General features: G+C 68.4%; 25 protein-coding genes. 6 read left to right on the top strand and 19 right to left on the bottom strand.

The annotated features are described in order from the left end of the window. Window positions 1-9 precede the first annotated feature (9 nt). Together HWW87_RS29280 and HWW87_RS29275 are read right to left on the bottom strand one after the other, a co-directional pair. On the bottom strand, window positions 10-1809 hold the full coding sequence (locus tag HWW87_RS29280; RefSeq protein WP_175823225.1) for a methyl-accepting chemotaxis protein: 1800 nt from the start codon (window positions 1807-1809) through the stop codon (window positions 10-12). A gap of 200 nt (window positions 1810-2009) precedes the next feature. Continuing rightward, window positions 2010-2264, bottom strand: a complete 255-nt coding sequence (locus tag HWW87_RS29275) for a DUF3562 domain-containing protein (protein ID WP_175823224.1) — start codon at window positions 2262-2264, stop codon at window positions 2010-2012. 528 nt (window positions 2265-2792) lie between these two features. Here HWW87_RS29275 and HWW87_RS29270 point away from each other — a divergent pair. Then, on the top strand, window positions 2793-3227 hold the full coding sequence (locus tag HWW87_RS29270) for a hypothetical protein (protein ID WP_175823273.1): 435 nt from the start codon (window positions 2793-2795) through the stop codon (window positions 3225-3227). Window positions 3228-3657: 430 nt separating this feature from the next. On the opposite strand, the gene HWW87_RS29265 is transcribed toward HWW87_RS29270, so the two are convergent. The 6 genes from HWW87_RS29265 to HWW87_RS29240 all read right to left on the bottom strand — a co-directional run bounded on the left by HWW87_RS29265 (window position 3658) and on the right by HWW87_RS29240 (window position 9119). Next, window positions 3658-4593: a universal stress protein gene (locus HWW87_RS29265; RefSeq protein WP_175823223.1), complete on the bottom strand. Its 936-nt coding sequence runs from the start codon at window positions 4591-4593 to the stop codon at window positions 3658-3660. Window positions 4594-4807: 214 nt separating this feature from the next. Beyond that, entirely contained in the window at window positions 4808-6190 is a 1383-nt protein-coding gene (locus tag HWW87_RS29260) for an amino acid permease (protein ID WP_175823222.1), read from the bottom strand. Between the two features lie 33 nt (window positions 6191-6223). Next, entirely contained in the window at window positions 6224-6505 is a 282-nt protein-coding gene (locus HWW87_RS29255) for a hypothetical protein (RefSeq protein WP_244107358.1), read from the bottom strand. A gap of 129 nt (window positions 6506-6634) precedes the next feature. Continuing rightward, window positions 6635-7660 (bottom strand): DedA family protein/thiosulfate sulfurtransferase GlpE, encoded by a 1026-nt coding sequence (locus tag HWW87_RS29250; protein WP_175823221.1) that lies wholly within the window; start codon window positions 7658-7660, stop codon window positions 6635-6637. Window positions 7661-7845: 185 nt separating this feature from the next. Beyond that, window positions 7846-8352 (bottom strand): cupin domain-containing protein, encoded by a 507-nt coding sequence (locus tag HWW87_RS29245; RefSeq protein ID WP_175823220.1) that lies wholly within the window; start codon window positions 8350-8352, stop codon window positions 7846-7848. Window positions 8353-8648: 296 nt separating this feature from the next. Next, window positions 8649-9119 carry a universal stress protein gene (locus tag HWW87_RS29240; protein WP_175823219.1) on the bottom strand — a complete coding sequence of 157 codons (471 nt, stop codon included), beginning with the start codon at window positions 9117-9119 and terminating at the stop codon, window positions 8649-8651. Window positions 9120-9439: 320 nt separating this feature from the next. On the opposite strand from HWW87_RS29240, the gene HWW87_RS29235 reads away from it, so the two are divergent. Both HWW87_RS29235 and HWW87_RS29230 read left to right on the top strand, forming a co-directional pair. Then, a complete protein-coding gene (locus tag HWW87_RS29235; protein WP_175823218.1) occupies window positions 9440-11542 on the top strand; it encodes a PAS domain S-box protein in 2103 nt (700 codons plus the stop codon). Beyond that, entirely contained in the window at window positions 11539-12186 is a 648-nt protein-coding gene (locus HWW87_RS29230; protein WP_006483707.1) for a response regulator transcription factor, read from the top strand. Before HWW87_RS29235 ends, HWW87_RS29230 begins: the two co-directional genes overlap by 4 nt. A gap of 53 nt (window positions 12187-12239) precedes the next feature. Here HWW87_RS29230 and HWW87_RS29225 read toward each other — a convergent pair whose 3' ends face one another. The 7 genes from HWW87_RS29225 to HWW87_RS29195 all read right to left on the bottom strand — a co-directional run bounded on the left by HWW87_RS29225 (window position 12240) and on the right by HWW87_RS29195 (window position 20290). Beyond that, the gene (locus HWW87_RS29225) at window positions 12240-12644 is read right to left on the bottom strand and encodes a lysozyme inhibitor LprI family protein (RefSeq protein ID WP_175823217.1); all 405 of its coding nucleotides are present in this window, start codon (window positions 12642-12644) and stop codon (window positions 12240-12242) included. A gap of 297 nt (window positions 12645-12941) precedes the next feature. Beyond that, complete coding sequence (locus HWW87_RS29220) at window positions 12942-13271, bottom strand: DUF4148 domain-containing protein (RefSeq protein ID WP_175823216.1); 330 nt, start codon at window positions 13269-13271, stop codon at window positions 12942-12944. A 226-nt stretch (window positions 13272-13497) separates the two neighbouring features. After that, complete coding sequence (locus tag HWW87_RS29215) at window positions 13498-14376, bottom strand: PilZ domain-containing protein (protein WP_175823215.1); 879 nt, start codon at window positions 14374-14376, stop codon at window positions 13498-13500. A 79-nt stretch (window positions 14377-14455) separates the two neighbouring features. Then, on the bottom strand, window positions 14456-17044 hold the full coding sequence (locus HWW87_RS29210) for a transglycosylase domain-containing protein (protein ID WP_175823214.1): 2589 nt from the start codon (window positions 17042-17044) through the stop codon (window positions 14456-14458). A gap of 196 nt (window positions 17045-17240) precedes the next feature. After that, window positions 17241-18248: a trans-3-hydroxy-L-proline dehydratase gene (gene lhpH, locus HWW87_RS29205; RefSeq protein ID WP_175823213.1), complete on the bottom strand. Its 1008-nt coding sequence runs from the start codon at window positions 18246-18248 to the stop codon at window positions 17241-17243. Window positions 18249-18316: 68 nt separating this feature from the next. Beyond that, complete coding sequence (locus HWW87_RS29200) at window positions 18317-19438, bottom strand: branched-chain amino acid ABC transporter substrate-binding protein (protein WP_175823212.1); 1122 nt, start codon at window positions 19436-19438, stop codon at window positions 18317-18319. Window positions 19439-19552: 114 nt separating this feature from the next. Further along, window positions 19553-20290: a GntR family transcriptional regulator gene (locus HWW87_RS29195; RefSeq protein WP_059822442.1), complete on the bottom strand. Its 738-nt coding sequence runs from the start codon at window positions 20288-20290 to the stop codon at window positions 19553-19555. Between the two features lie 270 nt (window positions 20291-20560). Between HWW87_RS29195 and lhpI the strand changes: the two genes are divergently transcribed. From lhpI to HWW87_RS29180, 3 genes are all read left to right on the top strand, one after another. Next, on the top strand, window positions 20561-21496 hold the full coding sequence (lhpI, locus tag HWW87_RS29190) for a bifunctional Delta(1)-pyrroline-2-carboxylate/Delta(1)-piperideine-2-carboxylate reductase (RefSeq protein ID WP_175823211.1): 936 nt from the start codon (window positions 20561-20563) through the stop codon (window positions 21494-21496). Window positions 21497-21665: 169 nt separating this feature from the next. Further along, window positions 21666-22070: a response regulator transcription factor gene (locus HWW87_RS29185; protein WP_175823210.1), complete on the top strand. Its 405-nt coding sequence runs from the start codon at window positions 21666-21668 to the stop codon at window positions 22068-22070. A gap of 15 nt (window positions 22071-22085) precedes the next feature. Then, complete coding sequence (locus tag HWW87_RS29180; protein ID WP_174430021.1) at window positions 22086-22862, top strand: helix-turn-helix domain-containing protein; 777 nt, start codon at window positions 22086-22088, stop codon at window positions 22860-22862. 28 nt (window positions 22863-22890) lie between these two features. On the opposite strand, the gene HWW87_RS29175 is transcribed toward HWW87_RS29180, so the two are convergent. The 4 genes from HWW87_RS29175 to HWW87_RS29160 all read right to left on the bottom strand — a co-directional run bounded on the left by HWW87_RS29175 (window position 22891) and on the right by HWW87_RS29160 (window position 24451). Next, window positions 22891-23241 (bottom strand): metal ABC transporter ATPase, encoded by a 351-nt coding sequence (locus tag HWW87_RS29175; RefSeq protein WP_175823209.1) that lies wholly within the window; start codon window positions 23239-23241, stop codon window positions 22891-22893. A 153-nt stretch (window positions 23242-23394) separates the two neighbouring features. Further along, window positions 23395-23634: a hypothetical protein gene (locus HWW87_RS29170; protein ID WP_006479066.1), complete on the bottom strand. Its 240-nt coding sequence runs from the start codon at window positions 23632-23634 to the stop codon at window positions 23395-23397. A 16-nt stretch (window positions 23635-23650) separates the two neighbouring features. Next, the gene (locus HWW87_RS29165) at window positions 23651-23941 is read right to left on the bottom strand and encodes a DUF1488 domain-containing protein (RefSeq protein WP_174430023.1); all 291 of its coding nucleotides are present in this window, start codon (window positions 23939-23941) and stop codon (window positions 23651-23653) included. A gap of 111 nt (window positions 23942-24052) precedes the next feature. Next, on the bottom strand, window positions 24053-24451 hold the full coding sequence (locus HWW87_RS29160; protein WP_175823208.1) for a DUF488 family protein: 399 nt from the start codon (window positions 24449-24451) through the stop codon (window positions 24053-24055). Between the last annotated feature and the right edge of the window lie 99 nt (window positions 24452-24550).

Raw genomic sequence — 24550 nt, 5'->3', positions numbered from 1 at the left:
ACGGCTGCGTCAGGCGACCTTGAACTGCCCGACCGTCGTCGCCAGCGCATTCGCCTGCGACTGCAGTGCGGTAGCCGCCGCGGTCGACTGTTCGACGAGCGCCGCGTTCTGCTGCACCATTTCATCGAGCTGGCTGACCGCGCGGTTCACTTCCTGGATGCCGCGCGTCTGCTCGTTCGCCGCGTGCGTGATCTCGGAGATGATGGTCGTCACGTTCGACACGTTGGACACGATCTCGCGCATCGTGTCGCCGGCCTGGCGCACCTGCCCGGACCCGGCCGACACGCTCGCGACCGTCGATTCGACCAGCACCTTCACTTCGCGCGCGGCCTGCGCGCTGCGTTGCGCGAGGCTGCGCACTTCCTGCGCGACGACCGCGAAGCCGCGGCCCTGTTCGCCCGCGCGGGCCGCCTCGACGGCCGCGTTCAGCGCGAGAATGTTGGTCTGGAACGCGATCCCGTCGATCACGCCGATGATGTCGCCGATCCGGCCCGACGCTTCCTCGATCTTCCCCATCGTCGCGACGACGTCCGACACGACCACGCCGCCGTGCGACGCGATCCGCGACGCGGCCGCCGCGCGCTCGTCGGCCTGGCCGGCGGCTGCCGCCGACTGACCGACGGTCGCGGTGATCTCTTCCATCGACGCCGCGGTTTCCTCGAGGCTCGCCGCCGCCGATTCGGTACGCGACGACAGGTCCTGGTTGCCCGCCGCGATCTCGTTCGCGGCCGTGCGCACCGATTCGCTCGCGTCGCGGATCTGGCGCATCACGTCGTTCAGCTTGTCGACGAAACTGTTGAACGAGCGCGCGATGTCGGCGACTTCGTCGCGGCCGTCGGCCGGCAGCCGCCGTGTCAGGTCGCCGGCGCCCGAGCCGATCGCGGCCATCGCCTGGCGCACCTGCGACAGGCGGCGGAACGCGGTCGCGGTGATCGCGCCGATGATCAGCGACGCCACGCCGACGATCACGATCAGCGTGATCAGCGACGCGGTCAGCAGCGAACGCATGCCGGCCGTCGCTTCGGTCTTGTCGAGCAGCACCAGCGCGTACCAGTCGGTGCCCGGCACGGGCTTCGCGCGCACCAGCTTCGCGTCGCCGCCGACGCCGACCTCGACCGGCGCGTTCGCCGCCGCGATCGATGCCACGCCCAGCGAGCCGAGTTCGGGCGATACGTCGGCAACCGGCTTCAGCGTGAGCTTCGCGTCCGGGTGCGCGACGACGTGGCCGCTGCTGTCGACCAGCATCCCGAAGCTCGCCGGCGTCGGGCGGATCGACTTGACGTTGGCGATCACGCTGTCCATCGACAGGTCCGCGGCGACCACGCCCTTCAGCGCGCCGTCGCGCAGGATCGGTACCGCGAACGTGACGACGAGGTTGCCCGTGCCGGCATCGACGTACGGCGGCGTGACGACCGGCTTGCCGGCCTGGGCGGCCTGCTTGTACCACGGGCGGCCGGTCGGATCGTAGTCGGGCGGGATGCCGGTCGGGTCGGAGAAGTGGAACGCCTTGTCGGCGTAGCCGGCATAGACGTTCGTGAAGCCGCCGGCCGCCGCCATCTGCTTGAACACCGGCAGCGGATCGGGCGTCAGCGCGGCATCCTGCAGCGACGCGATCATCCGGCTGCGGGTCGCGACCCAGTCGGCGATCCCGACCACGTGGCCGCTGGCGACCGAGGTCAGGTTGCGGTCGATCGCGTCGTCGTTGTACGAGCGTGCGATGAAATAGTTGATCAGCGTCGTGGCGACGAGCGCGAATACGACGATGGCGACGCACGCGACGAGGATGCGGGCGCGGATGGACGAGAGCATGGCAACGACTCGGTAAGGGAGCGGGAACGCCCGGTGGACGAATTCACCGGGTAAACGGCAAATCCCGCTGCTTACTTGAGGTCGTTGTGACAATTCAATGAAACGTATGACGAATGGCGCCGGCGACTGTCAGCGAATCGTCAGGATGCGGGGAATCGACGGTATGCTGCGCGCCGGTCGCGGCGCCCGGCCACCGCCCGCTACAGCCGATGGCTCGGCCGCGGATCGGCGTCCGCGGGCGCTGCGTCGGCCCGGGTGTCGTGGTCGGAATCGTCCTTCTGGCGCATCCGTTCACGCAGGTGCCGGATCGCGAATACGTGGATGTAGTCGTGCACGCGCGCGTCGGACGACAGCGCGCGTACTTCGTCGTCGAGCATCGCACGCAACTGATCCGCGCCGATCGCGCGCCGTTCGGCGGCTTCCTTGAGTGAATCGAGCAAATTGTCCTTGGACATCGACGGACTCCTGACGGTCGAGGAACGAAAAAGATGACGGTACTGGAAGATTAAAGACTGGACAGACGCGCGGCGTACGATGCGCCGGCGCGTGTTTGCGCGCGATCAACGGCACGTTGCGTGCCGCCGCCGATCCGTTTCCGAACCGGCCGCGCAGGGTTCGCGGTGCACATGGCCCGCGAACGAGACTGGAAGTCCTGCCACGCCACCCCGGGCGCGGCACTGGCGAGGGCGGCGGGTGGAGCGCCGCGCGACGCCGATGCAGTGGGGAAAGTTAGACCGGTCGAAATCCTGCGTCAAGCGCCCCTTCATTCGTCTGGCTAATGTGCCGGGCCGTCCGTTCGGCCGCTGCGCGTGTCAGCGGATTCCGATACGCGTCGCGCAATTTCCTGACAGCGACTTCAGCGCGCGCCGCTTGGCAGCGCGCCGCCGCCACACGATACTGATCACATGAACGAGGCGTTCATACCGAACATCGCTCAGTCGGCCATCGAGCCGGCACGCGGGGTTCGGCGCAGGAGACCAACCATGACACATCGCAACTTACCGGGCCGGGGCGGCCAGCGGCGCGCGTCGGGCAACGCGCGCGCCCTGCCCGCCCGGGCCGCGTCGGCCGGCAACCGTCCGTCCGACGACCTCGACACCTTGCTCGCGCTCGCACGCGAGGCCGGCTTGCTCGTCACGCTCGACGGGCAGATCGGCCGCGAAAAGTATCAGAGCGTCGTGGGGTCGGTCCTCGCGTTGCAGCGGTTCGCCGCGGCACTCGGCGCGCGAAACGCAGCCGACGCACCGGCCGGGTCGGAGCCACGTCGCAAGGCGCGCCCTGGCTGGCCGCATACGAATCGTTTGCGCAGCCGCACGTGCAGCGCATGTGCGCCGCTGCATGTCGTGCGTCCGCATGCGCGGGTACGACACGGCGTGGGCCGCCGGCACGACCTGCGATCGATTCTTCGTACCTTGTGATCTGCGCATGTCAGCCAACGCACGGTATGGGGCCGTGCAGTGGTTGCGCGCGCGATGACGCGCCGCTCGACGCGGCCGCATCGACGCATCGACATCATTCCTGCGGGGAAGTGAATTCGACGGGGCCAGGCGGAAAGCGGACGGGGTGACTTGCACCCCGCCCGTCCTCCAAGGCAACCGTCGGTTGCCTACCCTCGTGCCGGAGAGTTCCTGGTCGGATGACGCGCCGGACAAACCCGAGGCGCGGCTCCTGAAAATGAGGTGACGGCGGCGAGTGCAGCGGAGGTCGTCACTCGCCTGCATGCGGCGGCTTTGCGCATGCACGACAGACCACCCAGCGTCGCTGGATGTGCATCACTGTCTCATGCGATGTGCGTGGCGTTTTGATGCAAGTCAATCCAAATCCGCTTCGATCGCGACGACGCGCGATTCATTCCGCACCACGCACCAGCAGCACCGGCACCTGCGCGAGATGCGCGACCCGCCGCGCGACGCTGCCGATCAGCCAGGCGGCGATGCCGCGACGGCCATGCGTGCCGACCACCAGCAGCTCCGCCCGCCAATGCACGGCATCGCGCATCAGTGCGTGAGCCACGTCGTCGCTGGTCGGACGCGTTTCGACGATGCCGCGCTTGGTCGGATTGCCCGTCGCATGGAACAGCGGGCCGATCTTCGCGAGCGCATCCTCGCCCTCCGCGCGGTACGCATCCTCGAGCGCACGCACCGGCACGACATCGGTCAGGCGAACCGCGCGATCGATCACGTACGCCGCGTACAGCAACGTCGTCGGCATCGCGAAGCCGAGCCCGACGCGCACCGCGTGCAGCGACGGCTCGCTGCCGTCGACCGCGAACATCAGCCGCTGCAGCGTGCCGTCCGACGGCCGTGCATAGGTGCCGGGCACGATCAGCAGCGCGCATTGCGCGCGTTTCGTCAGCGTGTCCGACATCGCGCCTTCGACGAGCCGCAACAACCCGTGATGCGGATTCGCGCCGATCACCAGCACGTCCGCGTGCCACGTCGACGTATCGTTCACCAGTGCGTCCGCCACCGAGCCGCCCGTGACCGACGTATCGATGACCGCCTGTTCGACGTCGATGCCGCTGTCGGCGAACAGCGCCGCGATCCGCTCGCAGACGGTTTGCGCTTCGCGGATCATGTCCTCGCGCGCGGACGTCAGCAGCGCGTCGATGCGCGGAATGTCGGGCAGCACGAGGCGCGGATTGTCGATCGCGCAAATGATGCGCAATCGCATGCCGGGACGCAGCAGCGTGCGCACGTAGCGCGCGGCTGTCAGCGATTCGGGCGTCGAGTCGACGGCCAGCGCGATTCGCGCAAGCGTCGGAATGGGCTGGGCAGGCTGCATGGCGAAGATCTCCGTGCGTGCGCGTCGTCGCTGAACGACGACGGGGGCTTCGCGCGGCAGCGGCGCTGCGGCGGCCGGACAGCCGCCGCGGCCGCGGGGATCGGTGGTGCGCCACGCGAAGCGCGGACAAGCGATGCTTTCGTTCAGCATAGGCCGTCCGGCCCGCGCGTGCATGATCGCGATCAACGATCGCGCGGCACCCTGCCCGTGCGGCTTACGACTTCGTCGGCATCGACGCGGCCGGACGGTTCGCGTAGAACAGCGCGTACGCGATGCCGAGCAGCACGATCCACACCGGCCCGATCACGAGTGCGACGCGCGTATCGGGCGTGAACGCCATCAGCACGACGACCAGCACGAGAAAGCCGAGCGCGACGAACGAACCGAGCGGATAGAACGGCACGCGGATCGGCAGGCGCGCGATCTTGTCGGCCGACAGCGTGCGGCGAAAACGCATCTGTGCGATCAGGATCACGCACCACGTCCAGATCGCGCCGAACGTCGATACCGACGTGAGCCACGTGAACACGTGCTGCGGCGCGAGATAGTTGAGCAACACGCCAATGAGCAGCAACGCGACCGACACGGCCACGCCGTACACGGGCACGCCGCTGCCGTTCACGCGACCGAGCCAGGCGGGCGCCTGGTCCTGCTGCGCGAGGTTGTAGAGCATCCGCGCGGTGCTGAACAGGCCGCTGTTGCAGGACGACAGTGCCGCAGTCAGCACGACGAAGTTGATGATGCCGGCGGCGGCCGGAATACCGAGCCGTGAGAACGTCATCACGAACGGGCTGCCCTGCGTGCCGATCTGGTCCCACGGATAGAGCGACATGATCACGAACAGCGCGCCGATGTAGAAAATCAGCACGCGCCAGAACACCGAATTCACGGCCTTCGTCAGCGACTTCTCCGGGTTGCGTGCCTCGCCGGCCGTGAGGCCGAGCATCTCCACGCCGAGATACGCGAACATCACGATCGGCAGCGCGGCGATCACGCCATTGATTCCGTTCGGCATGAAGCCGCCGTGCGACCACAGGTTCGAGATGCCGGTCGCGATGCCGCCGTTGCCGATGCCGAACGCGATCATCAACCCGCCGCCGATGATCATCAGCACGATCGTGACGATCTTGATCAGCGCGAACCAGAACTCGAATTCGCCATACAGCTTGACCGCGATGAAGTTCACCGAGCCCATCGCCAGGAGCGCCGCGAGCGCCCAGATCCAGTTCGGCACGCCGGGGAACCACATGTGCATGTAGACGCCGACCGCCGTGATTTCCGCCATGCAGGTGACGATCCACACGAACCAGTAGGTCCAGCCGGTCAGGTAACCGGCGAGCGGGCCGAGGTAGTCGCGCGCATAGCGGCTGAAGGCGCCGGCGACCGGGTTGGTGATCGCCATCTCGCCGAGCGCGCGCATGATCAGGAAGATCGCGAGGCCGCCCAGCAGGTAGGTCAGCAGGATGGCCGGGCCGGCCGTGCGGATCGCGGTGGCCGAGCCGAGGAACAGGCCGACGCCGATCGTCGCGCCGAGCGCCATCAGGTTGATGTGCCGTTCTTCCAGCCCGCGGTGCAACTGGTCTTCTGGTGGTTTCAAATCCGTCTCCTGGCAGCCGCGAGCGGGCCGCCGTCATTGTGTCGATGACAATGCGCGACCGTTCATGCCGATTTCGGCAGCCGAAAACGAAATAATCCCCGCTGTCGATTTCCGAATAAGAAACGACACGGACACCGCGTCAATCCGGTTGGAATTGCCGCGGATTATCCGTATTTCCCGGAACAATCCGGAAAAACGGATCGGGCCTTTCACGGAATACACCCGAGCGGCCCGCGCGACGCGGCTGTGCGCGTGACGAGCGGCAACGGGATGCATCGCTTTCGGCGCGAACGAACGCGCGTCGAATGTGCGCAATCACGCGCACGCTATATGCAGGCGGGATTATATGGAGGATCGGCGGTTTCACGCCAGGCGATTTTGGGGAAAATCGCGGTGCTTGAAAGCGGTGGTCGGATTTGAGTGCGCGCGGTGGCGCGCGCGCATTTATTTCGACAACGTCGCCCGCACCGTATATTCGCCTTCGAGCGCACCCTGCTCACGCCGCACGAAATATCGCGATGAATCCAGATCGGCCGGCAGCGGCTCGACCGGATAACCGTGCTTTTCCCACGCATCGAGCCCGCCCTTCAGCGCCCGGATGTTGTGGATCATCTTCTTGCGCTGCATCTTCGCGATCAGGCGCTTGGCCGTTGCCTCGTTCGGGCACACGCAATAGACGACGATCGGCCGCTTCAGCATTTCCGGGTCGAGCAGGTCCGGCGAATCGAGATCGACCGGCACCGCGCCGGCAATCCGGTAAGGCTCGCGTTCGCGAATCGCTTTCGGCCGCGCGTCGAAGATCAGCGGCGGTTCGTCGGACGTCATCATCTCGACGAGCTGCGGCGGCGAGATGCGCACCTGCGCGAGATAGCGGCGGAACTGCACGCGGCGCACCCAGCGGTACAGCAGGAACGTGATGAAGATCGCGAGGAACGCGTCGAGGATCGTGCCGCCGCTCGCGCGCACCCACAGCACGAACTGGACGATCTGGTCATGAATGGCCGCGCCGCCGATCAGCCAGAACGCCGCCCACAGCGACGCGCCGGCCAGATCCCAGAACAGGAACACGCCGACGCCGATCGCGGTCGTGCCGAGCAGCGGCGCCGACACGAGGCCGAGGCCCGGCAGGAATTTCGACAGCACGAGCAGCGGCGCGCCGTACCTTTCGAATACGTTACGCGCGAAGCGCAGCGTCGTGTCGAGCGACAGCGAGAAACGCACGAGGCCGTTCAGCAGGCGCCGGCCGCGCGTGCGGCCCATGAAGAACCACAGCGAATCGGCCAGCATCGTCGCGCCGATCGCCGCCGCGAACATGCTGACCCAGGACGCCTGCCCCATCGCCGCCATCGTGCCGCCGAGAATCAGCATCGGCACGGCCGGCACCGGCACGCCGAGCTGCGTGATCAACACGCTCGCGAACACGGCCCACGGGCCGAGCGACGATGGAATAGCAATGGGAAAGTGCCACACGGCGGCGCTCCTGGAAGACATGCGGGCCGCGCGACAGGGCCGTCGGTACGGCAGCGCAACGGCCGCCGCGGCGTGTCCGCGACCGACCGGTGCATCCTGCGCATTCTAAACGGGTTTGGCCTCGATCGCGCGGAACACGGGCCGTCGGCAAGGGCTTTGCGCGCGGCGTGACGCGACCGTGACGGTCACACGTCGGAACGCTGCGCGAGTCGCGCGACATGTTCCGCGTAGTCGGGAAACTCGGCCGCCAGCGCGGCCGCATCGGCCAGCTCGAATTCCGAGAACTCGAACCCCGGCGCAACCGTGCAGCCGACGAGCGCGACGTGCTCCGGCGACGCGCAGCGCGCGCCGAACCAGCTTCCGGCCGGCACGACCGCCTGAAACACGGTGCCCGGATGCGTGAGCGGGTTGCCGAGCCGGTGGATCGTCAGCCCGTCGCGCGCGTCGAGCACCCACACTTCGATCGGATCGCCCGCATAGAAATGCCAGACCTCGTCGGAACGGATGCGGTGCCACGACGAATACGCGCCGTCGCACAACAGGTAGTAGATCGCGGTCGACGCGGCACGTGGCGCGCCGTCGGCAGGACGCACGACCGAGTCGGTCGCGCGGTAGGTTTCACGGAAATAGCCGCCTTCGGGATGCGGCTGCAGGTCGAACTGGCGAATCAGGTCGGTCGCGGAAATCGGCATGGCAGATGACGTCGGTAAGGTAGAAAACCGGCATCCGGCTGACTGCCCGATCTCGATTCATGCGACCGGGTGCCGCCGGATGTCCGTGCGTCGATCGCCGCGGCCATGTGCGCGGCGAACAAGCGGATACCCGCCGATGCTGCCAGAACTGCGTGCCGGGATGCAACCGTCGACGCGCAATCGCGCAGCGGCGAGCGTCCCGGCGGCGCGCCCGATTACGCCGACAATCCGGCCACACGCGCGGCACCCTGCCGCCCGCAGATGCGCGCGCAGCGTCGGCCGCCGTACCGCGTCGATTACGCGGCCGCCGACGCACCCGGTTCGTCATGCCGTACCAGCAGCACGGGCCGGTCGGCCGCACGCAGCAGCGATTCCGCCACGCTGCCGAGCAACAGCCTGCGCAGGCCGTGCCGCCCGCTCGTGCCCATCACGATCAGGTCGGCGTCGGCTTCGGCCGCCGTGCGCATCAGCACCGTCGCGATGTCCTCGCCGTACGCGTCGAGCGCGCGCACCGTGCCCCGCACATGCTGCTGGGCGAGCGCCGCTTTCGCGTCGTCGAGCACCGGCGTCGCGGCATCGGTCGCGGCGACATCGCCGTCGTGCTCGGCGGCGAAGCCGGCGTCAACGTCGACGAGCTGCGGCCGATGCTCGACGACGTACGCACAGGTCACTTCGCCGCCGGACGCCGCCGCGATCCGGATCGCCTCGTTCAGCGCGAGACGCGCGCTCGGGCCACCGTCGAGCCCGACGAAAATCCGCTTGTACATGGTCCGTCCCTCCGACCTGGCGTGCGTCGCGCGTTGCGCAACGACCGCCCGCTATCGCAAGCCGGCCCGGCGCCGGCTTGTCTGCCGAACAGTCTGCCCCACGTGCCGACACGCGCGTTGACGCGCGTCAAGCGCGGCCGGCGCGCCCGCTGCTTCACGCCGTTTGCCGCAATTTCAACTGACCCCATTACAAAAAACGTGTAAAACGCGCACAATTTCATTCTCAAAATAGTCGTTGCACGCAGCCGGTGCGAGTTTTCCCCGGTTTTGCCGCGTTGCCCGAGTGCCGCGGGCAGCCCCAACAACAGAATGGCCATCGAATGACCGCCAGTGGAACCCCGACGCGGGACGCCCGAGGGCCCACGCGCCTCCAGACCATGTTACGCCAGCCGTTCGCGGCCGGCGTCGTTACGCTGTGCGCGGGCGCCGTGCTGTCGCTCGGCGTCGCGCTGCTCGTGCGCGAGCAGTGGCAAGCCACCGTTCATACGCGTTTCGAGCGCCGCACGACGCACGTGACCGCGATGCTGCGGCATGAACTGCAGGCCGGTGTCGCCGTGCTCGAAGGCGCGCGCGGCGCGTTCGGCCTCGTCCCGGACATGACGCCCGGCCAATGGCGCCGGTATGCGGAGACGCTCGATCTCGACAGCGGCCGCTCGCCGGTCCGGCAGATCGGCTATGCGCCGCTGACGCCCGCGGCGCGCGGCGCGCTGGCCGGCGCGAAGCCGCTGCCGGCCGATCCGCTCGCGGCAGCGACGCTCAGCGCCCCTGCCTCGAACTCGCCGGTCGTGCGCTTCGGCGCGTTCGACGCGGCGCCGCTCACGCGCGCGCTGCGGACCGGCGATATCGCGCTCGGCGTCCACCCTGCCGACGACGACACCTCCCGCGACGCCCGCACCCTGACGCTGTTCCTGCCCGTGACGGCCTCGCCGCTGGCCGCCGCCACCTCGTCCGGCACGCGCGAAGCCGGCGCCGACGGGATGCTGTTCGCGGCGCTGAGCCCGCGGCGCCTGGTCGAGCGCGCGCTCGACGCGGAACGCGGGATCGACCTGTGGATGACCGCCGGCGGCGATTCGCGCGCGATCGTCAGCGTCGAGACGACGACCGACGAAGCGTCGGCGTCGCCCGACCTGATGCGGCGCACCGATGTGCTGAATTTCGGCGGCACCGCGCTGACGCTCGCCTATTCCGCGGACGGCCGGCCGAGCGCGACCGGCGCGCAGCGTGCGGCCGGCACCGTGCTCGCGGCCGGGCTGATCGCGTCGTTCGGGTTCGCGGCGCTCGTCCATGCGCTGCTGCGCGGCCGTGCCGACGCCGGCGCGAGCAGCCGCGGCAGCCTCAACGAGGCACGGATGATGGGCATCATCCGTTCGTCGATGGAAGCGATCATCACGATCGACGAGAAGCAGACGGTCGTGATCTTCAATCCGATGGCCGAGCAGGTGTTCGGCGTGTCCGCGATGGAGGCGATCGGCGCGCCGCTGTCGCGCTTCATTCCCGAGCGGTTCCGCGCCGCACATGCGAAGCACGTCGACCAGTTCGGCGTGACGGGTGTGTCCGAGCGGCAGATGGGCCGCCAGCGCGTGCTGTTCGGGCTGCGGGCCAACGGCGAGGAATTCCCGATCGAAGCGTCGATCTCGCAGATCCGCGACGCGTCGGGCAAGCTTTATACGGTGATGCTGCGCGACATCACCGAGCGGCTGCGGGCCGAGAACGCACTGAAGCAATCGCGCGAGGAATTGCGCGAACTGTCGGCGAACCTGCAGAACGTGCGCGAAGAGGAAAAAACCCGCATCGCGCGCGAGCTGCACGACGACCTCGGGCAGCAGCTCACCGCGCTGAAAATGGACCTGTCGGTCATCGAGCAGCAACTGCGCATGCCCGGCCGCGCGCAGCCCGACGAAGGCGTGCAGATGCATCTGCAAGGCATGCGGCGGCTGATCGACGCGACGGTCGCATCGGTGCGGCGGATCGCGGCCGACCTGCGGCCGGTGATGCTCGACGATCTCGGCCTCGTGCCCGCGATCGAATGGCTCGCGAACGATTTCACGAACCGCTACGGGATCGACGTCGAGCGCCACATCGAAACGGGCGGCCTCACGTTCACCAGCACGGGCGCGACCACGCTGTTCCGCATCGTCCAGGAGGCGCTGACGAACGTCGCGCGCCATGCGGATGCGACGCGCGTGGCGTTGCGGCTCGACATCGAGGAAGGCTTTTGCGTGCTGCGCGTCGCGGACAACGGCCGCGGCGCGGCGCCCGGCGGTCCGGCCCACGAGGACAAGTCGTTCGGCCTGATCGGCATTCGCGAACGCGCGCACATGCTGGGCGGCACCGTGACGATCGACACCGCGCTCGCGCGCGGTTTCTCGATTACCGTCTCATTTCCGCTCGCCACCGTTCAACAGGACACGCTCATCACATGATCAAGGTGCTCATCGCCGACGACCATACGCTCGTACGCGACGGTCTGCGGCACATCCTCCAGAACGCCACCGGATTCGAGGTGGCCGGCGAAGCCTGCGACGGCCCGTCGACGATCGCGCTGGTGCGTGCAACGCCCGCGCAGGTACTCGTGCTCGACCTGTCGATGCCGGGCCGCAACGGCGTCGAGCTGATCAAGCAGATCAAGGACGAGAAGCCCGCGCTGCGCGTGCTCGTGCTGACGATGCACGCGGAGCAGCAATACGCGGTGCGCGCGTTCCGCGCGGGCGCGTCCGGCTACCTGACGAAGGAAAGCGCGAGCGCGGAGCTGGTCGGCGCGGTCACGAAGGTGGCGTCGGGCGGCGTCTACGTGAGCCTCGCGATGGCCGAGCAGTTCGCGCAGAGCCTGAACGAGCCGGCCGAAACGCTGCCGCACCAGCGGCTGTCCGACCGCGAATTCGACGTGTTCCGACGGATCGCCGCCGGCCAGACGCTGACCGAGATCGCGAATGCGCTGTGCGTGAGCGCGAAGACGGTCAGCACCTACAAGACCCGGATCCTCGAAAAGATGCAGATGCCGCACGAAGCGGCGCTCGTGCGTTACGCGATGCGGCACAAGCTGCTCGACGAAACGGACGACGTGTAACGGACGACGTGTAGCCGGCGTCGTGCGGGCCTCAGCGGGCCCGCGCACGACGGTTACTTCGCGGGCACCGGGCACGCGAGGTCGCCTTCCTCGCAGGACAGATAGCCCTTCAGCGTCTCGGTGCGCGCTTTCGTCAGATCGTCGAGACAGGTCGATACGACCATCGGGTACGCACTGCCGCCCTCGGCATTCGCGCTCGAGAAATGGCATTCGGCATCGCGGTACGCGATCCATGCGCGCTGCGCGTTCACGAGTTTTTCGGCGAGCGGCCGCGCATCGCGCAAGCGCGCGGTAACGGCCTGGTAGGTCCGGTTCAGCTCCCCGTCGGATTTCTTGTACGCACGATCGGCACACGCCGTCATCGTCGCCTGATCCGTCGCGTCCGCGCAATTCGCCTGCGCATGGGCGACGCTCGCCACCAGCGCCAGCGAGCCCAGCAGACCGGTCAAGACACGCATGGATGCTCCTTGTTGTTCGTTGAAGTGTGGAACCCGGTGCCCTGCTGCGCCCCGTGTGCATGGGCCGCGCCACCGCGGCGACATCGACCGCGATGCTAGCGCACGCGCGGCGGATTGTCAGCGGGTGTCGGGCTGATACCCGACGCTCGCTATTTCGCCTGTTGTCGTGTTTCCTGATGGCGAAAGCATCACATCGTTACGCATCATTGAAAAAGCCCGCACTCGAAACTAAACGAGTGCGGGCTTTTTCGACAAGCCTTCAGCCGCGGCCCCAACGGCCGCGACACAACGACCGGCTTAGTGGCCGAAGTACACCGACGAGCGGTCGCTGACGGCCGGCACGACCGCGCGCTGGCCCGACTGCGACGTCGCGACCGGATTCGAACCGTAGCCGGTTGCGTCGGCTTGCGCGCCGGTGTTCTGCGCGGCGGCGATCTTGGCCTGGGCGGCCTGGATGTTTTCCGGATAGTTGATCCAGTCGTTCGGGTTGTAGCCGGCCTTTTCGAGCTGGACCAGCTCGGCGCGCACTTGCGCGCGCGTCAGCGGCTGCTGGTTCGATTGGGCGAACGAGACGACCGGTGCGGCCATCAGGGCGGCCAGTGCAACTGCCTTGATCAGCGATTTCATGATGCGTTACCTCCAGGATTGTTTTGTCAGGCGCTTCGGACTCGGGGTCGTTGCGCATGAGTAGAAGTCTAGGAGGCTCGACTATCAGGGTAAATACTTAAATCGCAAATTCACTGTTGACCGAAACCGTACAATCCATCGGGAATAAGTCGATTCTTCAGATGATTATCGACGTTCGTGCACCGAATGCCGCGATACGGTAGCCGGCACGCCTCCGGCCGCGCATTCAGCGCAGGCGATCGGTATCCGCCGACGCCATCTGCCTGTCGAACAGCAGCGCCTTGAGGCGAATCAGGTCGTCGGCATCGATGTCGCCGAACGCCGCATGATGCAGCGTCAGCGCCGGCGCCGCCGGGTCGGCATGCGCGGCCCGCACCATGCCATCGAGCGCCAGCCGCTCGACGCGGCCGCCGGTTTCGTACGGAAGCAGCACGCGCAACGGCTCGCCGGGCGCCGCGATCGCCCGGTCGACGGCGATCGACAGCCCGCTCAGGCTGATGTCGTGCACCACCCCGATGCCTTCCGCCCCGTCCGCTCCGCCAGTGCAGCAGGCCGCGATGCGCACCGGCACGCGCGGCTCCCCGCGCGTGCGCAGCCGGTCGACGAACCCGGGCGGCGACAGGATCATGAACGGCGCGGCGCCCGACGCCTGCACCGATTCGACCGTCGCGCCGAAACGGAACACCGCGGCGCGGCCGATTGCCACCGCTTCGACGTCGTCGCCGCGTGCGAATTCGAGCACGGTGGCGGGCTGCGGCTCGACGAACAGCGCCCCCGACGCGCCGACGCCGATCAACCGGCAGCGTTGCAGCACGCGCGTCGTGCCGACCCGGCGGCGGATGCCGATCGCGGCGCCCGCCGACAAGCCCATGCGCGTGGCGGGCGCGGCTGCCGCCCCGGACACGCGCGAATCTGTGTCGGCGTCCTCGCGTCGGCGGACGGGGCGGAAATGGTCGAACAGGAAAGCATGCTGCGCGGCATCGCGCAGCGTCGTGCCGGCCGGCAGCAGCGCGGCGCCGTCGGCGTCGTAGAGGTCGAAGCCGAGCGGAACGCCGGCGCAAAGGTCGTCGCGCGCGAGCGCGACGTAATCGATGGAAAGCCGCATCGGAGCAGCGCGGGGCGACCGCGCAAACTGTCGTGACAACTTGATTACGGCAGCATCGCGCGGAATCTGAACGGCTGCGTTACTGCGACGCGCCGGTCGCATCGGGCGCGGCCGGCACCGGCACCGGCGGTGGGGCCGGCACGGCCGACGGGGCGACGCCGACACCGGCGCTGCTTCCGCTCGTCGTACTGGCGCCCGTCGGCGGCTGCGCAAGCTGCGGCTGCGGTTGCGATGCGCCCGTCGACAGCGCCGCGGCCGACGCGGCCACTTCGGACGCCGGCACCCATTCCTCGACGATGCCGCCGGATGCGGCATCCGGCGCCGATGCGGCGGAAGCCGCCGACGCCGCCCCCTCGTCGGCCTCGGCCGGGCGCTCGATGCGCTGCGTCCTGACCGGCGCGGGCGCCTTCTTCGGCTCGGGCGGGAACCACGTGTCGAACAGGTCGGTCACGCGCTCGCGCAGCGACCCGAACCAGCCCGGCGACGGCTCGGTATCGAATTTCGCCTTCGTATCGACGATCCGGGCGCGCTGCGCGCGCTGGAAGAAATCGCCGACGATCGGCAGCGCGCTGTGCGCGCCCTGCCCCCAGTAATCGCTGCGCAGCGTCACGCGGCCGTCGTCGAAGCCGACCCACGCGCCGGCGACGAGGCCCGGCTGCATCAGGATGAACCAGCCGTCCGCGTTGTCCTGCGTCGTGCCGGTCTTGCCGGCCACGTCGCCGCGGATGCCGAAGCGCGTGCGAATGCTGCCGCCCGTGCCGCGCGTCACGACATCGCGCATCACGTCGAGCAGCGTCTTGTCGGTTTCGGCATCGAGCGCGCGCTCGGGCGGCGCCGGTGCGTACTCGGCGAGCACCTCGCCCTGGCGATTCTCGATGCGCGTCACCATCTGCGGCTCGACGTACAGGCCGCCGTTCGCGATCGTCGCGTACGACGCGACCATTTCCTTCAGCGTGACCGGGCTCGTGCCGAGCGCGAGCGACGGCACGCGTTCGAGCGGGCTTTCGCGCACGCCCATGTCGCGCGCCAGCCGCGCGACGGCGCCCGGCCCGACCTTCTCCATCACCTGCGCGGTGATCCGGTTACGCGACAGCGCGACGGCGTCGCGCAGCGTCATCGGCTTGCCGGTCGGCGGCACGTCGTCGTTCGGCCGCCAGATCTCGCCGCCCTTCAGCGGGATCTCGACCGGCTGGTCGATGAACGTGTCGTCCGGCTTCATCCCGCTCGCGAACGCGGCGCCATAGACGAACGGCTTGAACGTCGAGCCCGGCTGGCGCCGCGCCTGCGCGACGTGGTCGAACGGCTCGCGGGTGAAGTCGCGGCTGCCGACCCACGCGCGGATCTGCCCGTCACGCGGATCGATCGCGAGGAAGCCGGCCTGTACGTCGGTCTTCGCCTTGCACAGCGCGTGCAGGAAGCCGCGGTCGGCCGCGAGCATCTTCATCGCCGCCGCGTCGTCCTTGCCGGCGTCCTGCGCGGCCTTGTACTCGGGCGATTCGCGCATGAAAGTGCGGAACACCTCGTTGTCGGTGCCGCAGCCGTCGCGGCCGCTCCATGCGTTGTTCGCGATGCCCTGCAACTGATTGCCCTGCAGCGTGAGCGCCTGCGTCGCCATCTGCTGGAGGCGCGAGTCGATCGTCGTGCGCACGATCAGCCCGTCCGAGTAGATGTTGTAGTCGTTGCGGTCGGCCCACGCGATCAGCCATTTGCGCAACTGCTGCGCGAAATGCGGCGCCGGCCCGGGCGGCTCCTTCTGGCGCTCGAAGTCGATCCGCAGCGGCCGGCGCTGCCACTGCGCGAACTGCGCCGGCGACAGCTTGCCGTACTTCACCATCTGGCCGAGCACCGTGTTGCGCCGCTGCAGCGCGCGCTCGGGGTTCAGCACCGGGTTGTAGTAGCTGTTGCCCTTCAGCATCCCGACGAGCGTCGCGCTGTCGAGCACGTCGAGTTCGTCGGCCGACTTGTCGAAATAGGTGCGTGCGGCCATCTCGACGCCGTACGCGTTGTACAGGAACGGCACCGTGTTCAGGTAAGTCTCGAGGATCTGGTCCTTGCTGTAGACGGCCTCGATCTTCAGCGCGGTGATCGCCTCCTTCACCTTGCGCGTGAGCGTCGGCGCGCGGCCGATCTCGTCCGGATACAGGTTGCGCGCGAGCTGCTGCGTGATCGTCGAGCCGCCCTGGCGGCTGCCCGAGAACGTATGCAGCGCGGCCGACGCCGTGCGCTTCCAGTCGAGGCCGTGGTGTTCGTAGAAGCGGTGATCCTCGGTCGCGATCAGCGCGTCGACCATATGCGGCGAGATCTGCTTGAGCGACACCCATTCGCGGTTCGACGGCTTGAATTCGGCCAGCAGCTTGCCGTCGGCGGACAGCACTTGCGCGGGCTGGTCGACGCGCGCCTTGCGGATGTCGCCGATGCCCGGCGTGAACGGGATCAGCACGACCACGTACACCGCGAACAGCGCCGGCACGGCGGCGGCCGTGAGCAGCACGCCCCGGCGCGTCGGGTGGCGGACATGGTGCCACGCGGTGGCGGCGAGAGGCTTGACGCGCGCGGCGGCGGCCGCCGCGACAGGTTGGGCGCGCGCGACCCATCTGGCACACAAGGCACGCACTGACGACACGTTTCGGCGATTCACGCGGGTGGAGCTCGGCTGAAAAGGCTGCATCGTACCAAACTCGCGCGGCCGTCCGACCCGCGGCGGCGTTGGGCCGGCATACGTGGTGCGATTGTGGTGCGGTTTCGCGACGGCGCTGACGCAAAAAAGGCGCGTGCCCGGCATCCGGAACGACGCGCCAAACCTGGTACGACAACCTGAACGCCGCGCGACGGGGACGCAACGGCGACGCGACCGGCGCTGCGGCTCAGCGCACGAGGAATCCGTACGTGAGCGGATCGCGCTCGTCGACGATCCAGTTCGCGAACCCGCAGATATGCGCGCTGCCTTCCACTTCCGGGATCACGGCCGGGATGTCGCCGACCGTCGTTTCGCGCAGCACGCGGCCCTTGAAGACCGTGCCGACGATCGATTCATTGACGAGCGTGTCGCCCGCCGCGAGCAGCCCGCGCTGGTAGAGCTGCGCGACGCGCCCGCCGGTGCCGGAGCCGGTCGGCGAGCGGTCGACCTCGCGATCCGCGAACACGCAGCAGTTGGCCTGCGTCGAACCCGCGTGGCGCGGCGCGTTCGCGATGATCGTGCCGTAGATATGGTTGATTTCCGGGATTTCCGGATGCACGACCGGATACGTCGCGTTCGCGGCGGCCTTCACTTCCGCGCCGAAGCGGATCAGTTTCTCGACCGCCGATTCGCGCACCGGCAGGTCGAACGGCGCGCCGTCGACATAGAAATAGAACGCGCCGCCATACGCGATGTCGCCGGTCACGGTACCGAACGACGGCGTCTCGACCGACACGTCGCGCCGCCAGATGAACGACGGCACGTTGACGAAGCGCACGGGCCCCGCATGCTCGCCGTCCCACCGGACGAACGCTTCGATGAAGCCGCACGGCGCGTCGATGCCGACCCGCGTCTCGGGCACCGTGCGCTGCACCCAGCCGAGCTCGACGGCCGCCGTCGACAGCGCGATCACGCCGTGTCCGCAATGGTCGCTGTAGCCTTCGTTGTGCACGAAGATCACACCGAAATCGGCGTTCGGCGACACGGGCTCGGTCAGGTAGCCGCCGTACATGTCGGCGTGACCGCGCGGTTCGAACATCAGCGCGCGGCGGATCTCGTCGGCGTGCTCCTTGAGCCATGCGCGGCGCTGGACGATCGTGTCGCCGGGCAGCCGCGGCAGCCCGCTCGTGACGATGCGGAACGCCTCGCCGCCGGTGTGCACTTCGACGGTGGACAGGGATCGGGAAATTTTCATGACGAATCGGATGCGTTGAAACGAAGGACGGCGGCCGGGCCGCCGTCCGGTGACGGGCGGTGCGGCTATTACTTCGCGTACGGCTCGGGCAGCCCGTTGCGGATCACGTAGACGGTGGTCGGCGCGCCTTTCAGGTCGCCGTTCGCGTCGAACGAATAGGTGCCCGCGACGCCCGCATAATTCGACTTCGCGAGCTGCGCGATCAGCTTCGCCTTGTCGGTGGTCGTGCCGGCCTTGACCATCGCGTCGGCGAGCAGCTTCACGCCGTCGTAGTAATTGACGCCGTAGACCTGCGTATCGGTGTGATAGGCGTCGTGGTACTTCTTCAGGAATTCGCGGCCGGCAGGCGTCTTCTCGAGCGCGACGCCGCCCTGCGCGCAATAAACGATCGACGCCGCCTCGCCCGCGACCTTGCCCATGTCGGCCGAGCAGATGCCGTCGCCGCCGAGCAGCTTCGCGCGCAAGCCCCGCTGCTTCATCTGCTTGGCCATCGGCGCGCCCTGCGCCGCATAGCCGCCGAGGAAGATCACGTCGGGGTTGCCGGCCTTGATCTTGGTGAGGATGCCGAGGAAATCGGTGGCCGACGAATTCGTGTATTCCTGATCGACGATCCTGATGCCGTTCGCCTTCGCCACGTTCATGAACTGCTCGGCGACGCCCTGCCCGTATGCGGTGCGATCGTCGATCACGGCGGCGGTTTTCGCGTTCAGCGTCTTCGCGGCGAACGTGGCCATCGTGCCGCCGAGCTGCTCGTCGCTCGCGCCGATCCGGAAGATGTTCTTGAAGCCCTGCCGCGTGAGCGCCGGGTTCGACGCGACCGGCAGGATCGGCACGCCGGCGTTCGCATACACGCGCGAGGCCGGAATCGCGACGCCCGAGTTGTACGGCCCGAGCACCGCGACGACGCCCTTGTCGACGAGGTTCTGCGCGACCTGCACGCCGGCCTTCGGGTCGGCCTGGTCGTCTTCGGAAACCAGTTTGAAGGTAACGGTCTTCCCGCCCACCTTCACGCCGGCCTTGTTGAGCTCGTCCACCGCGAGCCGCGCGCCGTTTTCGTTGTCCTTGCCGTTGGCGGCCTGCGGGCCCGTCAGCGGCGCCGAATGGCCGATCGTCACGACTTCCTGCGCGTGCGCGGAAGTCAGTGCGCCGGCGGCAACAGCCACCGACAGCGCGGTTACGAGGTGTCGCATGATGTCTCCTGATTGGTTTTGTGTGAAACCAATGTAGGACACGCGTGGTCACATCGCAAGCAATTTCAAAATAATTCCGGAGGTTTTGGTCACATTAAAGACCAGAACGCCCCCTCACTTCGGCGCGATGTCGCGCCGCACGCGGCGGATGTGCTGTTCGACATAGAACGCAGCCGCATCGGCATCCCCGGACACGATTGCCTCGTAGATCAGCCGGTGCTCGGACACGTAGAGCCGGATCCGGCCCGCGTCGTAGATGCCGTCGTCCTTCAGCCGCTTCCACAGCGGCTGGTCCATCGTCTTCGCGACTTCGTCCGCGATCTTCACGATCAGCGCATCGCCGGTCATCAGCGCGAGCTGCCGGTGGAACAGCCGGTCGCTCTCGTTCCACAGCGCGCGCTGGTGCGGGTCGTCGACGTCGGTGATGGTTTCCATCTGTGCGAGATAGCGCTCGGCGCCCGGGTCGGCGCGGCCATGGGCGGCCGCGAGGCGCGCGATCGCGGGCTCCAGGATCAGCCGCACGTCGAGCGTCGACGTCGGGCTGAAGTCGGCCTCGGACGCGGTGTGCGCGTCGCCGCGTTGCGCGAGCACGTCGAGCGGCGCCGCGACGACGTAGGTGCCCGAATTGCGCTTCGTGAACACGAGCCCTTCGTTCTGCAGCGCGCCGAGCGCTTCGCGCACGGCCGGCCGGCCGACCTGGAACAGCGCCGCGAGCTCGCGCTCGGACGGCAGCCGCGACTCGGCCGCGTAGCGCCCCGCGCGAATCTCGTCGCGGATCTTTTCGGCTACCTGCTCGTAGATCTGCAGCGGCCTGAAACCGCCTTCGAGTGAGTCGGGACGCGCGGACATCATCGTAGGGCTCCTGCCCGTTCGCGGGCGTGGATCGGGAATGGGTTCGCACTATACCGGAGCGGCGCGGGCAGCGCGGCAGCGGCGAACCTTTTGGCCAGATATTAGAACCAAAGTCCACGAAGCGCTTTATTTTCTGGGTTGCGGACGCGCCAGCAAGTGGTATAGATTCGATCCACACTCACTGCCCGGTGTCACGGTATCCGGCAGACCTCTGTGGCTGGCGCGGCATGCGTCCGCCATCCACGCTCACCGACGCCTGCGACCTACACGATGACCGCCTTTTCCCCGATTCCCGTTTTCGACGCGGCCGACACGGCTGCGCTGCTCGACTACCCGGCGCTGCTCGCCACGCTCAGGCAAGCGGTCGTCGAGTATGCGGCGGGCGACATCGTCAGCCCCGAACGCCTGGTCGTGCCGCTGCAAGGCGGCGGCGTGATGCTGTCGATGCCGTCGAGCGCCCACGACCTGGCGAGCCACAAGCTCGTCAACGTGTGCCCCGGCAACGGCGCGCGCGGGCTGCCGACGATCCTCGGCCAGGTCACCGCGTACGACGCCACCACCGGAGCAATGCGCTTCGCGCTCGACGGCCCGACCGTCACCGGCCGCCGCACCGCGGCGATCACCGCGCTCGGCATCCAGGCGCTGCACGGCGCCGAGCCGCGCGACATCCTGTTGATCGGCACCGGCAAGCAGGCGGCCAATCATGCGGAAGCGCTCGCGGCGATCTTTCCGGACGCGCGCCTTCACGTGCGCGGCACGAGCGCGGACAGCGCGGCCGCCTTCTGCGCCGCCCACCGCGCGCATGCGCCGCGACTCGCGCCGCTCGACGGCGACGCGATTCCCGACGCGATCGACGTGGTCGTCACGCTGACGACGAGCCGCACGCCCGTCTATCGCGAAGCCGCACGCGAAGGCCGGCTCGTGGTCGGCGTCGGCGCGTTCACCGCGGATGCCGCCGAGATCGACGCGAACACGGTGCATGGCAGCCGGCTCGTCGTCGACGATCCGGCCGGCGCGCGCCACGAAGCCGGCGACCTGATCGTCGCGCGGGTCGATTGGCGGCACGTCGCGTCGCTCGCCGACGTGCTGAACGGCACCTTTGCCCGCAGCGGCCCGCTGCTGTTCAAGAGCGTCGGCTGCGCCGCATGGGACCTGGCCGCGTGCCGCACCGCGCGCGACGCGCTGGCCGCGCGCCGCGCCGGCTGACCCGGCCGCGCAACCGTTCGCGCCGCTCGCGCGGCATCGCATCGTCGGATTCACACCGGCGGTTTCCCGTACGCGGTGTAGGAAACGCCCTACACCGCGTCGAAGCGGCCTACACGAAGTTCCAATTCGGCCGATTTCAATTTCGGCGGCGCACCACGATACTGCCGGCATGAATGCCAGCCTGTCACCCGCCGCGCTCAGGGTGTTCCTCGTCGATCACGCAGTCGCCGTCCGCCAGCGGATCGCGCTGCTCGTCGGCGCGATCCACGGCGTTGCCGTCGTGGGCGAAGCGGAAGACGGCCAGGACGCGTGGACGCATATCCGCAGCAGTCGCGCGGACGTGGTGATCGTCGACGTGCGGCTCGCGGACGGCAGCGGTCTCGACCTGATCGGGATGCTGTCGAAGGCCGCGCCGCGCATCGTCACGATCGTGCTGACGAACCACTCGGCGCCGGCATTCAGAGAGGCATGCGCAACGGCGGGAGCCGACTACTTCTTCGACAAGACCGTCGAATTCGACGCTGCATGCCGTGTCATCGAATCCCTGGCGCACGCTCGCGTGCGCCTCCCCTGACGAGCCGAGCGATTCATGTCCACCGCCACCGCCTTCGCCGACGTGTCCGTCGTACCCCGCCCAACGATTCCGCTGCGCCCGGCCGCGCGCGCCGACGCCGCCAAACATCCGGCCGCCCGCTGCTCGGCCTGCGCGATGCGCTCGATGTGCCTGCCGCCGCACCTGACGGCCGCCGAATACGGCCGCCTCGACACGATCATCTGCACGACGCGACAGGTTCGCCAGGGCGACGCGCTGTTCCGCACCGACGATCCGTTCCAGAGCATCTATGCGGTGCGCGCGGGTTCGTTCAAGACGGTGATGATGCATCGCGACGGCCGCGAGCACGTGACGGGCTTCCAGATCGCCGGCGAAACGCTCGGGATGGACGGCATCGGCGGCGGCCAGCACTGCTGCGACGCGATCGCGCTGGAGGACAGCGTGGTCTGCATCATCCCGTTCGGCGCGCTCGAAGCCGCGTGCCGCGAGATGAAGCCGATGCAGCACTTCCTCTACCAGATGCTGAGCAGCGAGATCGTCCGCGAATCGAGCCAGATGCTGCTGCTCGGCACGATGTCGGCCGAGCAGCGCGTCGCGCATTTCCTGCTGAACCTGTCGTCGCGGTTCGAGGCGCGCGGCTATTCGGCGACCGAATTCAACCTGCGGATGACGCGCGAGGAAATCGGCTGCTATCTCGGGATGAAACTCGAAACCGTCAGCCGGATGTTCTCGCGGTTCCATCGCGAAGCGCTCGTCGACACGCGCGGCAAGCGCGTGCGCATCATCGACGCGCAAGCGCTCGCGCGGGTCTGACACGCGGCGCCGGATGGCCGGCGCGGCATTACTGCCTGGCGTTGCCCGTCGCCGCGTCGCGCAGCGCCGCCGTTGCGGCGCCCGCCTGCCACGCGATCAACGCCTGTTCGGCCTGCGCGAACGCGCGGCGCAGCGCATCGTCCACGTCGGCGCCGACGCACGGCGGCAGCGACCGGAGCACCGTGTCGCGCATCACCAGGTCGAGCCGCACGTCGTACAGGCGTGCACCATCGGCCACCGTACGCGACTCGATCGTGAGATGGCAGCCGTCGATCAACGCGCGAAACCGTTCGAGCCGCACCAGTTGCGCGCCGGCTTCGGCCTCGACCGCTGCCGAACCCGTGAATCCGAGGCAGGCGATCTGCATGCCCACGCCCATGTCGTCTCTCCTGACGGGGCCGCCCGCTCGTCGACCGCCTTGCATGTGCCGGCCGCCTCATGATGCGGCGGCACGTGTTTCCCGTGGCGCGGCGCGTATTTTTCGATCGCGGCCGGCCGATAGTCTGCCCGCGCCTGGCCGGCGCGGGACCGTTCATACGTTGAAGGTCTGCGACGCCTTCATCTCGATCCACGTCATGCCGGCCCGCAGCCCTTCGATCATCGCCTCGCGCTCCGTCGGATACGCGTGGCTGTGCTCGAACGTATGATGAAACCGCGCGGCGCCGGCGCCGTGCTCGACCGACACGCGGCAGCGGAACTCGCCCGATTCGCACGGGCGCGTCTCCACTTCGACCGACCAGTCGCGTTCGTGAATGTTGCCCTGCAGTGTCATGCGCCCTCCTGCGGTATCAGTCTTCGAGCCGGAAGTGCCCGCTGTGCAGCAGCACCGGCCGGCCGCCGATTTCCTCGAGCATTCGTCGTGCCTTCGCCTCGATGGCCGACCGGTGCGCGTCGAATGCGCCCAGCAGATCGCGTTCGAGCAGCGACCGCGCGCCGAAATGGTCTTCCAGCGCCTCGGCGGTGACCGCGCACTGGACGCAACGCCCGTCGACCAGCGCCGAAAACGCGACGACCAGGTCGCGCGCGCAGTACTCTGGCGGCTCGGGCGGGAAAACAATGTGCATCTGTTCGCCTGTCATTGTCGTGATGGCTCCATGACGAGAGCATAGTGGCGCGCGCGGCCGCGCGCTTGACCCACGTCAACCGGTTCGCTGCACCGCACGATCACGGTGCAGCCGCGCGACGCCGCTTCAGCCCGCGTCGGGCTCGATCGCCGCGCCGCGCTCCGCGAGCAGCTCGCGCAGCACGCTGCGGTGGCAATGGCGTTCGTCGTCGCAGTAGCAGCCGATCGAGAACGCGGTGGTCGCCGACAGCGCGGCCAGCAGGTCCAGCACCTTCGCCGGGTCGCCGTGCGCCATCTCTGCGCGGAAGTGGCGCTTGAACGCCTTCCATTCGGCGTCGGTTTCGGCGGCCTGCGCCTGCGCGACGAGTTCGGGGCTCGGCGACAGTGTCGGCAACCATACATCATAGTAGTTGCGCGACGCGAATTCCGCCTTCGGTACGCCGCGCGGCGGCCGCCGCACCGTGCCGATCCGCAGGCCTTCGCCGGCCGCGCGCGGCGTGCCGAGCTGGATGATCCGGATGCCCATGTTGCTCCTCTGCTCCCCTGTCTTGCGTACGATGCCGTGATCGTACCGCCGCGCCGGCCCGTGTGTCAGCCGGGCGCCGCAGATGACGGCCGCCCAACA

It is taken from the genome of Burkholderia sp. BCC0419 (assembly GCF_902830285.1).
In the GTDB taxonomy this organism is placed as follows: domain Bacteria; phylum Pseudomonadota; class Gammaproteobacteria; order Burkholderiales; family Burkholderiaceae; genus Burkholderia.
The sequence above is the reverse complement of the archived record's forward strand: the minus strand, read 5'-3'. Positions and strand labels throughout refer to the sequence as shown.

Coding starts and splice junctions, on each gene's coding strand:
- lhpI (WP_175823211.1), top strand. CDS start 20,561: ATGACCGCCTTTTCCCCGATTCCCGTTTTCGACGCGGCCGACACGGCT.
- HWW87_RS29165 (WP_174430023.1), bottom strand. CDS start 23,941: ATGACAGGCGAACAGATGCACATTGTTTTCCCGCCCGAGCCGCCAGAG.
- HWW87_RS29215 (WP_175823215.1), bottom strand. CDS start 14,376: ATGCGGCTTTCCATCGATTACGTCGCGCTCGCGCGCGACGACCTTTGC.
- HWW87_RS29230 (WP_006483707.1), top strand. CDS start 11,539: ATGATCAAGGTGCTCATCGCCGACGACCATACGCTCGTACGCGACGGT.
- HWW87_RS29185 (WP_175823210.1), top strand. CDS start 21,666: ATGAATGCCAGCCTGTCACCCGCCGCGCTCAGGGTGTTCCTCGTCGAT.
- lhpH (WP_175823213.1), bottom strand. CDS start 18,248: ATGAAAATTTCCCGATCCCTGTCCACCGTCGAAGTGCACACCGGCGGC.
- HWW87_RS29200 (WP_175823212.1), bottom strand. CDS start 19,438: ATGCGACACCTCGTAACCGCGCTGTCGGTGGCTGTTGCCGCCGGCGCA.
- HWW87_RS29195 (WP_059822442.1), bottom strand. CDS start 20,290: ATGATGTCCGCGCGTCCCGACTCACTCGAAGGCGGTTTCAGGCCGCTG.
- HWW87_RS29245 (WP_175823220.1), bottom strand. CDS start 8,352: ATGCCGATTTCCGCGACCGACCTGATTCGCCAGTTCGACCTGCAGCCG.
- HWW87_RS29225 (WP_175823217.1), bottom strand. CDS start 12,644: ATGCGTGTCTTGACCGGTCTGCTGGGCTCGCTGGCGCTGGTGGCGAGC.
- HWW87_RS29235 (WP_175823218.1), top strand. CDS start 9,440: ATGACCGCCAGTGGAACCCCGACGCGGGACGCCCGAGGGCCCACGCGC.
- HWW87_RS29170 (WP_006479066.1), bottom strand. CDS start 23,634: ATGACACTGCAGGGCAACATTCACGAACGCGACTGGTCGGTCGAAGTG.
- HWW87_RS29175 (WP_175823209.1), bottom strand. CDS start 23,241: ATGGGCGTGGGCATGCAGATCGCCTGCCTCGGATTCACGGGTTCGGCA.
- HWW87_RS29265 (WP_175823223.1), bottom strand. CDS start 4,593: ATGCAGCCTGCCCAGCCCATTCCGACGCTTGCGCGAATCGCGCTGGCC.
- HWW87_RS29220 (WP_175823216.1), bottom strand. CDS start 13,271: ATGAAATCGCTGATCAAGGCAGTTGCACTGGCCGCCCTGATGGCCGCA.
- HWW87_RS29160 (WP_175823208.1), bottom strand. CDS start 24,451: ATGGGCATCCGGATCATCCAGCTCGGCACGCCGCGCGCGGCCGGCGAA.
- HWW87_RS29275 (WP_175823224.1), bottom strand. CDS start 2,264: ATGTCCAAGGACAATTTGCTCGATTCACTCAAGGAAGCCGCCGAACGG.
- HWW87_RS29240 (WP_175823219.1), bottom strand. CDS start 9,119: ATGTACAAGCGGATTTTCGTCGGGCTCGACGGTGGCCCGAGCGCGCGT.
- HWW87_RS29210 (WP_175823214.1), bottom strand. CDS start 17,044: ATGCAGCCTTTTCAGCCGAGCTCCACCCGCGTGAATCGCCGAAACGTG.
- HWW87_RS29270 (WP_175823273.1), top strand. CDS start 2,793: ATGACACATCGCAACTTACCGGGCCGGGGCGGCCAGCGGCGCGCGTCG.
- HWW87_RS29280 (WP_175823225.1), bottom strand. CDS start 1,809: ATGCTCTCGTCCATCCGCGCCCGCATCCTCGTCGCGTGCGTCGCCATC.
- HWW87_RS29180 (WP_174430021.1), top strand. CDS start 22,086: ATGTCCACCGCCACCGCCTTCGCCGACGTGTCCGTCGTACCCCGCCCA.